Source organism: Streptomyces sp. NPDC005017 (genome assembly GCF_042873115.1).
In the GTDB taxonomy this organism is placed as follows: domain Bacteria; phylum Actinomycetota; class Actinomycetes; order Streptomycetales; family Streptomycetaceae; genus Streptomyces.
This window is the reverse complement of record NZ_JBIALD010000033.1, coordinates 46,796-58,834: the sequence shown is the minus strand read 5'-3', so window position 1 is coordinate 58,834 and position 12,039 is coordinate 46,796. Positions and strand designations below refer to the sequence as shown.

9 protein-coding genes are annotated in these 12,039 nt (G+C 73.9%); 5 read left to right on the top strand and 4 right to left on the bottom strand.

Annotated features, from left to right (window positions below; all coding sequences use genetic code 11):
• Positions 1-180: 180 nt before the first annotated feature.
• A complete protein-coding gene (locus ACFYR0_RS33890; protein ID WP_389336846.1) occupies positions 181-792 on the top strand; it encodes a TetR/AcrR family transcriptional regulator C-terminal ligand-binding domain-containing protein in 612 nt (203 codons plus the stop codon).
• 265 nt (positions 793-1,057) lie between these two features.
• On the opposite strand, the gene ACFYR0_RS33885 is transcribed toward ACFYR0_RS33890, so the two are convergent.
• Entirely contained in the window at positions 1,058-2,182 is a 1,125-nt protein-coding gene (locus ACFYR0_RS33885) for a DUF2510 domain-containing protein (protein WP_389336843.1), read from the bottom strand.
• Between the two features lie 280 nt (positions 2,183-2,462).
• On the opposite strand from ACFYR0_RS33885, the gene ACFYR0_RS33880 reads away from it, so the two are divergent.
• On the top strand, positions 2,463-5,144 hold the full coding sequence (locus ACFYR0_RS33880) for an ATP-binding protein (protein WP_389336840.1): 2,682 nt from the start codon (positions 2,463-2,465) through the stop codon (positions 5,142-5,144).
• A 205-nt stretch (positions 5,145-5,349) separates the two neighbouring features.
• On the opposite strand, the gene ACFYR0_RS33875 is transcribed toward ACFYR0_RS33880, so the two are convergent.
• The gene (locus ACFYR0_RS33875; RefSeq protein ID WP_389336837.1) at positions 5,350-6,339 is read right to left on the bottom strand and encodes a DUF3048 domain-containing protein; all 990 of its coding nucleotides are present in this window, start codon (positions 6,337-6,339) and stop codon (positions 5,350-5,352) included.
• 208 nt (positions 6,340-6,547) lie between these two features.
• On the opposite strand from ACFYR0_RS33875, the gene ACFYR0_RS33870 reads away from it, so the two are divergent.
• On the top strand, positions 6,548-7,738 hold the full coding sequence (locus ACFYR0_RS33870) for a zinc-dependent alcohol dehydrogenase (protein WP_389336834.1): 1,191 nt from the start codon (positions 6,548-6,550) through the stop codon (positions 7,736-7,738).
• 1 nt (position 7,739) lies between these two features.
• On the opposite strand, the gene ACFYR0_RS33865 is transcribed toward ACFYR0_RS33870, so the two are convergent.
• Positions 7,740-8,810 carry an ATP-dependent DNA ligase gene (locus ACFYR0_RS33865; protein WP_389336831.1) on the bottom strand — a complete coding sequence of 357 codons (1,071 nt, stop codon included), beginning with the start codon at positions 8,808-8,810 and terminating at the stop codon, positions 7,740-7,742.
• A gap of 73 nt (positions 8,811-8,883) precedes the next feature.
• Between ACFYR0_RS33865 and ligD the strand changes: the two genes are divergently transcribed.
• Both ligD and ACFYR0_RS33855 read left to right on the top strand, forming a co-directional pair.
• Entirely contained in the window at positions 8,884-9,909 is a 1,026-nt protein-coding gene (gene ligD, locus ACFYR0_RS33860) for a non-homologous end-joining DNA ligase (RefSeq protein WP_389336828.1), read from the top strand.
• A 45-nt stretch (positions 9,910-9,954) separates the two neighbouring features.
• On the top strand, positions 9,955-10,983 hold the full coding sequence (locus ACFYR0_RS33855) for a LacI family DNA-binding transcriptional regulator (RefSeq protein ID WP_389336825.1): 1,029 nt from the start codon (positions 9,955-9,957) through the stop codon (positions 10,981-10,983).
• Positions 10,984-11,157: 174 nt separating this feature from the next.
• Here the strand turns inward: ACFYR0_RS33855 and ACFYR0_RS33850 are convergent, their stop codons facing one another.
• Positions 11,158-11,946 (bottom strand): VOC family protein, encoded by a 789-nt coding sequence (locus tag ACFYR0_RS33850; RefSeq protein ID WP_389336822.1) that lies wholly within the window; start codon positions 11,944-11,946, stop codon positions 11,158-11,160.
• Positions 11,947-12,039: the final 93 nt, after the last annotated feature.

The window sequence follows — 12,039 nt, the reverse complement described above, 5'->3', positions numbered from 1 at the left end:
CGGACTCGGCGATACGTCGGCGTTCCGATACTGAGACGTACCGATACGGGACTGTACCGATACGGCAGTGTACCGATACGGACGCGTACCGGTACACTGGCGTATCGCAGGGCATGAGTCACACTGGATCCCACACTGCCGACAGGGGCTCGAAGGCCGCTGGAGCGAGAGGAAGTGCCGATGACGTCGCAGGCCGCGGACCGGCCCGATCAGGTCGCCTCGCGCCGCTCCAAGCTGACGCGGGAGCGTGAGCAGGAGTTCTTCGACGCCGTCCTGGAACAGATCCGCGCGTGCGGCTACGACTCCGTCACCATGGAGGGCGTCGCCGCGAGCACCAGGTGCAGCAAGTCCACGCTGTACCGGCAGTGGCGGACCAAGCCGCAGTTCGTGGCGGCGGCCCTGCGCTCCTGCCGTGAGGTGCGGTTCGCCGGGATCGACACCGGCTCGCTCGCCGAGGACCTGCGCCGGGCGGCGCGGGCCGCGGGCGACTCCTCGGACAAGGACCAGGGTCTGCTCCAGGCCCTGGGCCACGCGGTCATGCAGGACCGCGAACTCCAGCAGGCGCTGCGCGAGGCGCTCGTGGACCCGGAGATCGACGCGCTGCGGGAGATCCTGCGGCGCGGCGTCGAACGGGGCGAGGTCCCCGCGGACCATCCCGCGCTGGAGTACATCCCGGCGCAGATGTACGGGGTGCTGCGGGCCCGGCCGGTCATCGAGGGGGAGTACGCCGACTCGGACTACCTGGTCCGGTTCGTGGAGGCCGCGGTACTGCCCGTGCTCGGTCTCACCTGAAGACCCGGGCGCCGTCCATGGGATGACTGGACGGTGGCCCGGCCGCGCCGCACCGTGGGGACGGGGGCGGCGCGCACCCCCCGGCCGGGTGGGGTGCCTCCGGAGCGGAGAGGCGCCCCTCCCGGCCGTCGTACGTCCGGGGCGGCGGGGTTCCCGCTCCCGGCCGTCGTGCGCCGGGGACCGGCCCGTTCCCCTCCCGGCCGCCGTACGTCCGGGCCGGTGGGGTTCCGCTCCCGGCCGTCGTGCCCGGCGGGCCCCGGGCGGGTCAGACGTTCTGCCCGCTGCCGGTGCCGCCCGAGAACTTCTTGATGCCCGCGGTGATCTCGTCCATGATCGACAGCTTCTGGTCGGTGTCCAGACCGAAGCGGACGATGATCATCTCGTTCTCGGGGTCGGCGGGCGAGGGGAAGACCAGCGACTGGACGTAGCCGTCCGACCCCTTGCTCGTGACAGCCTTCCAGCGCACCAGATAGCCCTTCTGGCCGGCCACGGTGACCGCCTTCGAGAGCAGCTCCTGATGCGAGGTGATCCTGCCGTAGCTGTTCCCGTAGGACTCCGCGGCGTTCCTCGCGATGTCGTTCTTGGCGATCGCCTCGGGCGTGGTCCCGGTGGCGCCGAGGTCCTCCGCCGCCGCCGAGTACGCGCCGCCCTTGGTGCACAGCTGGTCCGGTGTGCCGGGGCAGTCGTAGGTGTCGTCCGAGCCCATCGCGGCCCCGGCCCGGTTCGTCCGCCCGGACCAGCCCTGCGGCACCGGCATGCTGATCCCGTTCAGCGGGTCCTGGAGGGTGCCGCCGCCCGGCACCTCGGGCAGGCCGCGCTCCGGGTCCTCGTCCTCGGGGGAGCGGGGCGCCTCGGGCGAGGGCGACCGGTCGTCCGGCCCGCCGGAGCCGTCCTCGCCGAACGGCCCGGGACGGCCGTCCTGCCCCTGCGAGTCCGCCCGGGACGGGCTCCCGCCGTCGTCCTTGGTCAGCACGAACACGCCGACGCCGATGCTCGCCAGCACCGCGGCGGCGACACCGACCGCTATCCCGGTCCGCAGCCCGCGCCGCTGCGGGGCGGGCGCCGCGCCGGGATACCCGGGATAGCCCGCATACCCCGGCTGGCCGGGCTGACCGGGGTATCCCGGATAGCCCGCGCCCGGAGCCCCCGGATAAGCACCCGGATATCCCTGCTGGCCGGGATGGCCGTGCTGGGCCGGGGCTCCCGGGTAGCCCGCCGGGGCCGCGTACGCCCCGCCCGCCGACGGCGCCGGCGGCCCCCAGGGCGCGGCCGATCCCGTGGGACGGGTCCGCTCCGTCCACGCCCCGCCGTCCCACCAGCGCTCGGTGGCGGGACCGTCACTTTTCTGCCCGGGGTCGGGGTACCACCCGGGGGGAGTCACCTGCGTCATACCCCCACCGTATGAGGCGACCGTGAGATCCCGATGAGAGGGCCCGGAACACGGACGAGAACCGGTCGATACCGGTGCACACACGGCGGTTCACCTGCGAATCGGTGGCAACTCCCCGTCCACCGCCGCCCGCTGACATCCTTTCGCGCCGCTCGCGTCACCCGGCGCCCTGCCCGTCCCCTCTCCCGGGAGGAGCTGACCTGACCCGCCTCCACCAGTGCCGCCGTACGGCTAGGCTCGAGGTCTGTACGTCGTCCGGGCGACATGGGGAGGTAGCGGGATGACGGAGGTACGGCCCCTTGCGGCCGCCTCGGCCTCCCTGTGGGAGCGCGACGAGGAAGTCGCCGCCATCACGGAGGCGGTCGGCACCCTGTGCTCCGACCGGTCGTCGGCGGGCAGACTGCTGGTGTTCCGCGGCGAGGCGGGGCTCGGCAAGACAGCCCTGCTCCAGGAGGCCCGCCGCATCGCCGAGGAGCGCGGCTGCACGGTCTGGTCCGCGCGCGGCGGCGAGACCCTGAGGTCCGTCCCCTTCAACGTCGTCCGCCAGCTCCTCCAGCCGGCCCTTGTCTCGCTGCTGCCCGAGGAGGCGCGCGAGTACCTCGGCGACTGGCACGACATCGCGGGGCCCGCCCTCGGCATAGCGGAGCCGACCGAGCGTCAGGCCGACCCGCAGGGCGTGTGCGACGGACTCGTGGCCGCCGTGCGCCGCCTCGCCCGCAGGGAGTGGCCGCTCGTCCTGCTGATCGACGACGCCCACTGGGCCGACCAGGAGACCCTGCGCTGGCTCGCCGCGTTCGCCGAGCGCCTCGACGACCTGTCCGTCCTGGTGATCGTCGCCCACAGGCCCGGTGACGTGGCCGGCGACAGCGCCCGTCACCTCGACGCCGTCGCCGCCGCGAGCGGCCCGGTCACCAGCCTCAGCGCGCTCACCCCGGAGGCCGCGGCCGGCCTCACCCGGCTCGCCCTCGGCGCCCACGCCGACGCCCCGTTCTGCCGCGAGGTCTGGGCCGTCACCGGCGGCAACCCCTACGAGACCGTCGAACTCCTCGCCAAGGTCCAGGACAGCGAACTGGACCCGACCGACGCCTCGGCGGGTGAACTGCGCGCCCTGAACCGCACGGCACGCGGCGGCGGCCTGGTCGCCCGGCTGGAGGGACTCGGCGTCGAGGCGACCCGGTTCGCCTGGGCGGCCGCCATCCTCGGCACCGGCATCACCGTCGACCTGGTCGCCCGCCTGGCCACCATGGCGTACGACGAGGCCGGGCGCTGCGCCGAACTCCTGCGCAACGCCCGCATCCTGACCGAGCCCGACCCGGCGTCCACCCAACCCGAGGACGGGGAGCTGGAGTTCGTCCACCCGCTGATCGCCTCCGCCGTCTACAACTCCATCCCCGACGGCCTGCGCACCGCGATGCACGGCATCGCCGCCCAGGTCGTCACGGACTCCGGGCTCGGCGCCGCCGCGGCCTCCCGCCATCTGCTCCGGGTCCACCCGGACCACGACGCCGACCTCGTCGAGCAGTTGCGCGAGGCAGCCGCCGAACACCTCGCCGTCGGCGCCCCGGACGCCGCCCGCCGCTGCCTGGAACGCGCGCTGGACGAGCCGCCCCGCCAGGAGGTGCACGCCCGGCTGCTGTTCGAACTCGGCTGCGCCACCCTGCTCACCGCGCCCGCGACCACCATCGGCCATCTCCAGGCCGCGCTCGCCATGCCGGGTCTGGACGGCGGCGAACGCGTGGACGCCGTCTACCGCCTCTCCCAGGCCCTGCTCCACAACGACCAGCTCGACCAGGCCGTCCGTACCGTCGAGGCGGAGGCCGCCCGGCAGGAGGACGGGCCCACCCGGATGCGGCTCCAGGCCGTGCAGTACATGTGGGAGGGCATCTACGCGGGTGAGGCCGCCTCCCCGGGACGCTCCGAGCGGCTCGGCCGGCTCGCCGCGACCTGCACCGGCCGCGACAACTCCGAGCGCGCCCTGCTCATCCTGCGTGCCTTCGACGCCATGACCCACGGCGAGAACGCCGAGGAGGTCGTCGAGCTCTGCGACCGCGCCCTGGTCAACGGCCGCCTCGCGCCCGGCCTCGGCTGGACCGACACCGAGTGGGGCATCGAACTGCTGATGATGCTCGGCAGTTCCTACGCCTACTCCGACCGGCTGGACCGCGCCGAGAGCCTGTTCTCCGAGGCCCTGCGCGCCTACACCTCGGCCGGCTGGAGCGGCGGCCATCTCGCCCTGGCCAACGCCTTCCTGGGGCTCGCCTACCGTCGCCGCGGCCAACTGCGCGACGCCGAGAAGGTGTTGCGCGAGTCCCTGCGCCTCGCCGAACGAGTCGGCCGCGGACTGCCCCTGTACTGGTCGGCCACCTGCGGACTCGTCGACACCCTGCTGGCCCGCGGCCATGTCGAGGAGGCCTGGTCGCTCGCCGAGCGGTACGGCTTCGCCCCGCCCTACCCCTCCACCATCGTGCTGCCGGACACCCGCTCCGTGCGCGGCCGGCTGCTGCTCGCGGTGGGCCGTACGAAGGAAGGGATCAACGAACTCGGCGAGGCCGAGAAGGCGGCCGCCGCCCGGGGCGGGCACAACCCCGTCCTCGCGCCCTGGACCGTCGACCTCGCGGGCGCTCTCGCCGCCGAGGACCCGGCGCGTGCCGCCCGGCTGGCCGCCGACGCCCGCAGGCAGGCCGAGCGCTTCGGCACGGACACCGCGATCGGCGAGGCCCTGCGCCGCGCCGCCGCCCTGGAGACCGGCCCGGCCAGGGCCCGGCTCGCCGCGCAGGCCGTCACCTATCTGGAGGCCTCGCCCTGCCAGTACGAGCACGCGGCCGCGCGCATCGAGTACGGCATCACGGTCGGCTCGGTCACCGAGCTCAACCGCGGTCTGTCCCTGGCCCGTTCCTGCGGCGCCGACGGTCTGGTGAGCCAGGCGCGCACGGCGCTCCAGAAGGTGCCGGGACAGCGCTGACCGGGCTGACCGGCCGGACGGGGTCAAGGGCCGTCAGGCCTATGGCCTTCTGACGGATCTCCGCGGCGTCGCGACGCCCGGCACGCCATCCCCCACCGCCTCAAGGGTGTGGGAGGTGCCCCCGGCCGCACGGTGCGGAGGGACAGGTGGCTCCGCCACATGACCCTCCGCGCCGCACGCCGATCGCACGCACCGAACGCCGCTCCTACTCCCGCGGAGATCCCTCAGAAGGGCCCTCGGCGAACACCACCCAGACCTGGCCCGGGGCGAAGTCGATCTGCTCACCGTCGCCGCCCGTGAACAGGGTGCCGTCCTCGGCGGTCGGGCGGGACCAGGTCGCGTCGTAGGCCCTGCCGTCGCGCAGCACCTTGGCCCGGCCGCTGCCGACCGTCTCGGTGAAGGGCGTGTTGTTGCCGAGGAAGTCGTGGAAGGCGGACTCGCGCACTGCCACGTACTGCACGACGACCGTCGCGGGCGCTGGCGGTCCGGCGTCGGTCGTGGTGGCGCTCGTGCCGTCCATGGCGACCAGATAGCCGTTCCGGCCGGGGGACCAGGTGAAGGTGAAGCGGGCCGCCGGATAGCTCACCGTCTCCGAGGTGTCCGCCCGGCCGCCCGAGGGCGCGGCGCCGTAGCTGAAGCCGGTGGTCAGGGCGGAGGCGCCCGGCGCGGCGGGCAGCAGGCCGGCGGGGCGCACATAGAGGTTGTGCGGGGCCGGGCGGCCCGTGCCCCGGTAGTAGGCGCCGGAGGTGTGGCCCGGCGGCTCGGCCCGCAGCGGGGCCGCGTCGATCAGCGGCATCAGCTTGCGCTGCGCCCCGGAGTAGGCGAGCGTCGGCTCGTCGAACTGGCGCAGCAGCTCCAGATCCGTCTCCCGGGCGCTGCGCACCGGGCCGACATCGGCCGGCAGCGTGTTCGCGTACACCGCCATCAGCCGGCTCAGGCCGCTCTCCACCTGTTCGACGTAGACGATGTCCGCGCTGTTCAGCCCGGTGTGCGGGCGGGCGAGCCGGGCGTTGTCGATCTTCACGGCGAGGACGGAGCCGGTGGCCGTCGTGGACGGCGTCGAGGGGTCGGCCGGGGCGCGTCCGTCGTCGGGGGTGCCGCCCCCGGAGGTGCAGCCCGCGGCCAGGGAGGCCGTCATGACGGCGGCCAGCAGGGCCGGTGCCGTACCGCGGCGCGTGCGCGTCCTGTGTTCCATGCCCACCGTGGCCACCCGCTCAGTCCTGTGTCATCGATTGTGCGCCCATCAGGTCATCGCAGGCCATACCCGGCGGGGCGCCGCGGCGGGCCACGTATCCCTCTCCTCGGTCACCGGGAATCGGCCGATCGGCCCACGCCCGGTTCGCCGGTGACGCCCCGGGTACCCGGGCGAGGGCCTGCCCACGACGAACGGAGAGGAGCGGGCGATGAAGGCTGTGACCTGGCAGGGCCGGCGGGACGTCCGGGTGGAGGAGGTGCCCGACCCGCGGATCGAGGAGCCCACGGACGCGGTCGTGCGGATCACCTCGACCGGGCTGTGCGGCTCCGACCTGCATCTGTACGAGGTGCTGACGGCGTTCATGACGCCGGGTGACATCATCGGCCACGAGCCCATGGGCATCGTCGAGGAGGTCGGCGCGGGCGTGCCCGACCTCAGTGCGGGGGACCGCGTGGTCGTGCCGTTCCAGATCGCCTGCGGCGGCTGCTGGATGTGCCTGAACGCACTGCCCACCCAGTGCGAGACCACCCAGGTCACCGGGGAGGGCATGGGCGCCGCACTCTTCGGCTACACCCGGCTCTACGGCGCGGTGCCCGGCGGCCAGGCCGAGTACCTGCGCGTTCCACAGGCCCAGTTCGGGCCCATCAAGGTCCCCGAGGGCCCGCCCGACGACCGGTTCGTCTACCTCTCCGACGTGCTGCCCACCGCCTGGCAGGCCGTCGCCTACGCGGACGTCCCGCCGGGCGGCACCCTCGCCGTGCTCGGTCTCGGCCCCATCGGGGACATGGCCTGCCGGATCGCCCGGGTGCGCGGCGCGGAGCGGGTGTTCGGGGTGGACCTGGTCCCCGAGCGGCTGCGCCGGGCGAAGGCCCGGGGCGTGGAGACGTACGACCTGCGGGACTACGCCGACGAGAAGGAACTGGTGGCCGCGATCCGGGAGGAGACCGACGGGCGCGGCCCGGACGCCGTCGTCGACGCCGTCGGCACCGAGGCGCACGGCAGCGCCGCCGCCCGCCTCGCCCAGCAGGCCGCGAGCCTGCTGCCCAGGAAGCTCGGCGCCCCCTTCGCGGAACGCTTCAGCGTGGACCGGCTCGCCGCCCTCTACACGGCGATCGACCTGGTCCGGCGCGGCGGCACCCTGTCCCTGGTCGGTGTCTACGGCGGTATGGCCGACCCGCTGCCGATGCTCACGATGTTCGACAAGCAGCTCCAGATCCGCATGGGCCAGGCGAACGTACGCCGCTGGAGCGACGAGATCCTGCCCTACCTCACCGACGAGGACCCGCTGGGCGTGGACGACTTCGCCACCCACCGGCTGCCGCTCGACGAGGCGCCGCGGGCGTACGAGATGTTCCAGCACAAGAGCGACGGCGCGGTGAAGGTGCTGATGACGCCCTGACTCAGGCCTTCTCGCCGAGGATCTCCGCGAGGTCGTAGCGCACCGGCTCCTCCAGCTGGGCGTAGGTGCAGCTGTCCGGTGTGCGGTCGGGGCGCCAGCGGCGGAAGCGGGCGGTGTGGCGGAAACGGGCCCCGTTCTCCAGATGGTCATAGGCGACTTCCGCCACCCGCTCCGGACGCAGCGGCACCCAGGACAGGTCCTTCCCGCCCGACCAGCGGCTCGGCGCCCCCGGCAGCCGGGCCGACTCGTGGGCGGTCTCGTCCGACCAGGCCGCCCACGGATGCCCGGTGGCGTCGTCCATGCGCAGCGGCTCCAGCTCCTCGACCAGCTCGGCGCGCCGCTTCATCGGGAACGCCGCCGACACCCCGACGTGCTGGAGGACGCCCCGGTCGTCGTGGAGCCCGAGCAGCAGCGAGCCGACGATCGGGCCGCTCTTGTGGAAGCGGTAGCCGGCCACGACGACGTCCGCCGTCCGCTCGTGCTTGATCTTGAACATGGCCCGCTCGTCCTGGAGATAGCGCCCCGCGGGCGGCTTGGCGATGACGCCGTCCAGCCCCGCGCCCTCGTACTGCTCGAACCAGCTCCGCGCGAGATCCACATCGGTCGTCGCCGGTGCCAGGTGCACGGGCGGGGTCGCCTCGGCGAGCGCCCCGGCGAGCAGCGCCCGCCGGTCGGTCAGCGGCGTGTCGAGCAGCGACTCGTCGTCGAGCGCCAGCAGGTCGAAGGCGACGAACGAGGCCGGGGTGCGCTCGGCCAGGGTGCGCACCCTGGAGTCGGCGGGATGGATCCGCTCGGTGAGCGCGTCGAAGTCCAGCCGCCCCTCCCGGACGATCACGATCTCCCCGTCCAGTACGCACCGCCGCGGCACCCGCTCCCGCAGCACCCCCACCAGCTCGGGAAAGTACCTGGTCAGCGGCTTGCCCGTACGGCTGCCCAGCTCCACCTCGGCGCCGTCACGGAACACGATCGCCCGGAAGCCGTCCCACTTGGCCTCGTAGTGCATCCCCGGCGGGATCTTCGCCACCGGCTTGGCGAGCATCGGCTTCACGGGCGGCATCACCGGCAGGTCCATGGTCCGATTCTGCGCGCGGCCGCCCGCATGCGCCCGGTGTGCGAGGTCCACGCGCCGCGCCTACGGTGGCCGCATGGGCGCAGCGGTGGAACTGGAACTGGCCGGGCGGACCGTACGGCTGTCCAACCCGGACAAGATCTTCTTCCCGGAGCCCGGCTACACCAAGCTGGACCTCGCCCGCTACTACCAGGCCGTCGCCCCCGGCATCCTGCGCGCCCTGCGCGACCGGCCCACCACCCTGGAGCGCTATCCCGACGGGGTGAACGGCGAGTTCTTCTTCCAGAAGCGGGCCCCGAAGAACATGCCCGACTGGATCCCCACCGCCCACATCACCTTCCCCAGCGGGCGCAGCGCGGACGAGATGTGCCCCACCGAGGAGGCCGCCGTGCTGTGGGCGGCCCAGTACGGCACCCTCACCTTCCACCCCTGGCCGGTCCGCCGCGCCGACGTCGACCGGCCCGACGAACTGCGCATCGACCTCGACCCGCAGTCCGGCACCGACTTCGGCGACGCCGTCCGCGCCGCGCGCGAACTGCGCGCCGTGCTGGAGGAGTTCGGCGGTCTGCGCGGCTGGCCCAAGACCTCCGGCGGACGCGGACTGCATGTCCTCGTGCCGATCGAACCGCGCTGGACGTTCACCCAGGTCCGCCGCGCCGCCATCGCGGTGGGCCGCGAACTGGAGCGCCGGATGCCTGAACAGGTCACCGTCAGGTGGTGGAAGGAGGAACGCGGCGAGCGCATCTTCGTCGACTACAACCAGACCGCCCGCGACCGCACCATCGCCTCCGCCTACTCCGTACGGCCCCGCCCGCACGCCCCGGTCTCCGCGCCGCTGCGCTGGGAGGAGGTCGGTGAGGTCCACCCCGCCGACTTCGACCTGAGGACGATGCCGGCGCGTTTCGCCGAAGTCGGCGACGTGCACGCCGACATGGACGACCACGCCTTCTCCCTGGAGGCCCTGCTGGAGCTGGCCACCAAGGACGAGCACGACCACGGCCTGGGCGACCTGCCCTATCCGCCGGAGTACCCGAAGATGCCGGGCGAGCCGAAGCGGGTGCAGCCCAGCCGGGCCAAGAAGCCGGGGCCCGAGGCGTCCTGACGTCTGGCTATCCTGATCCGCGAGCCGCAGATGAGGAGTCGGACCGTGACCGAGAGCGTGCCGCGCCCCACCCTGGAGGCCGTGGCCGAACGCGCCGGGGTGTCACGGGCCACCGTCTCCCGCGTCGTCAACGGCGGCGACGGCGTGCGCGAACCCCTCGTCCGACGGGTCCGGCAGGCCGTGGAGGAACTGGGCTACGTCCCCAACCAGGCCGCCCGCAGCCTGGTGACCCGGCGGCACGACGCCGTCGCGGTGGTCATCGCCGAGCCCGAGACCCGGGTCTTCGCCGACCCCTTCTTCGCGCTCCAACTGCGCGGCATCAGCAAGGAGCTGACGGCCCACGACAACCAGCTCGTGCTGCTGCTCACCGAGGGGCCCGAGGACCACGGCCGGGTCGGGCGCTATCTCGCGGGCGGACATGTCGACGGCGCGCTGGTGTTCTCCCTGCACCTGGACGACCCGCTGCCCGGACTCATCCGGGACGCCGGGGTCCCCGCGGTGTTCGGCGGCCGCCCCGGCTGGGGCGACGCGCCGGGCGCCGGGCCGGGGACGGTGTACGTCGACAGCGACAACCGGGGCGGCGCGCGGGACGCCGTACGGCATCTGGCCGGGCTCGGCCGCACCCGGATCGCGCACATCACCGGCCCGCTGGACCAGACGTCCGCGGCGGACCGCCTGGACGGCTACCGGGACACGGCGGGGGAGCCCGGCCCGGGCCTGATCGCGGCGGGCGACTTCACGCCGGGCGGCGGGGAACGGGCGATGCGGGAGCTGCTGGACCGCCGCCCGGACCTGGACGCCGTCTTCGCCGCCAACGACCTGTCGGCGGCCGGCGCCCTGCGGGTGCTGCGTGAGCGGGGGCGGCGGGTGCCCGAGGACGTCGCCGTGGTCGGCTTCGACGACATGCTGCCGCTCGCCGAGCAGACCGACCCGCCCCTGACGACCGTCCGCCAGCCCATAGAGGAGATGGGCCGCCTCATGGCCCGTCTGCTCCTGACCCGCCTCGCTGGCGCCGGGACCCCCCCACCCGGCACGGTGCTCCCGACGACCCTGATCCACCGGGCGAGCGCGTAGAGGTGGCCAGGCCCTGGGGCCCTTCTGACGGATCTCCGCGGCGTCGCGACGCCCGGCACGCACTCCCCCTGCCTCAAGGGCGCGGGAGCTACCCCAGCCGCACGGCGCGAAGGGCCAGGTGGCTCCGCCACATGACCCTCCGCACCGCACGCCGATCGCACGCACCGAAGGGCCCTAGGAGGGCGGCACGCTCCTGATGACGGCGAAACGGGCACCGGACGGGTCGGCGAGCTTGGCGATCCGGCCGACCTCCGGGAGATCGGTCGGCGGCATCCGCACGGTCCCGCCCAGCTCCTCGGCTCGGGCGACCACCGCGTCGGTGTCCGTCACCTCGATGTACGGCAGCCAGTACGGGTCCGAACGGGCCTCGGACGGGTCCTCGTCCAGCGGCACCAGGCCCGCGAACATGGTGTCCTCGCTCTGACCCGCCGGGTTGAAGCAGGTGTAGATGCCGCCGGGGTAGGTGACGGAGGCGGTCTCCCAGCCCAGCACCCGGTGGTAGAAACCGGCCGCCGCGGCGATGTCCGGGGTGTAGAGCTCCAGCCAGAACAGTGAGCCGGGCGCCTGCACCAGGTCCACGCCCTTGGTCCGCCCCGGCTGCCAGACGCCGAAGGGCACACCCGCCCGGTCCGCGAGGACCGCCATGCGGCCCTGGTCCATGACGTCCACCGGCTCGGCCAGCACCCCGCCGTTCGCCTGCCGCGCGGTCTCGGCGGTGGCGTCGGCGTCCGGGCTCTGGAAGTACACGGTCCAGGCCGGCGGTCCCTGCTCCGGTGCGGTCCGCATGCCGCCGGCCACGGTCTTGCCGTCGAGCTGGAAGAACCCGTACCCGCCGGCCTCGGGCCCCGCCGGCACGAACCGCCAGCCGAACAGTCCGCCGTAGAAGGCCGCGACCGCGTCGATGTCCGGCGCGCCGACCTCGAGCCAGTTCGGAGCGCCGTGCACGAAACGGGTGGTGAGCATCATCGCCTCCTCGGCGGGGGACGGTCGCCTCCACTGCCGAGTCTTCCACCGCCCACCGACAACCGCGCGCCGCCGTGCGCACGGGCGGGCACG

Bases quoted from the DNA above. Each gene is read 5' to 3' on its own strand.
- ACFYR0_RS33890 (WP_389336846.1), top strand. From the start codon at position 181: ATGACGTCGCAGGCCGCGGACCGGCCCGATCAGGTCGCCTCGCGCCGC.
- ACFYR0_RS33885 (WP_389336843.1), bottom strand. From the start codon at position 2,182: ATGACGCAGGTGACTCCCCCCGGGTGGTACCCCGACCCCGGGCAGAAA.
- ACFYR0_RS33880 (WP_389336840.1), top strand. From the start codon at position 2,463: ATGACGGAGGTACGGCCCCTTGCGGCCGCCTCGGCCTCCCTGTGGGAG.
- ACFYR0_RS33875 (WP_389336837.1), bottom strand. From the start codon at position 6,339: ATGGAACACAGGACGCGCACGCGCCGCGGTACGGCACCGGCCCTGCTG.
- ACFYR0_RS33870 (WP_389336834.1), top strand. From the start codon at position 6,548: ATGAAGGCTGTGACCTGGCAGGGCCGGCGGGACGTCCGGGTGGAGGAG.
- ACFYR0_RS33865 (WP_389336831.1), bottom strand. From the start codon at position 8,810: ATGGACCTGCCGGTGATGCCGCCCGTGAAGCCGATGCTCGCCAAGCCG.
- ligD (WP_389336828.1), top strand. From the start codon at position 8,884: ATGGGCGCAGCGGTGGAACTGGAACTGGCCGGGCGGACCGTACGGCTG.
- ACFYR0_RS33850 (WP_389336822.1), bottom strand. From the start codon at position 11,946: ATGCTCACCACCCGTTTCGTGCACGGCGCTCCGAACTGGCTCGAGGTC.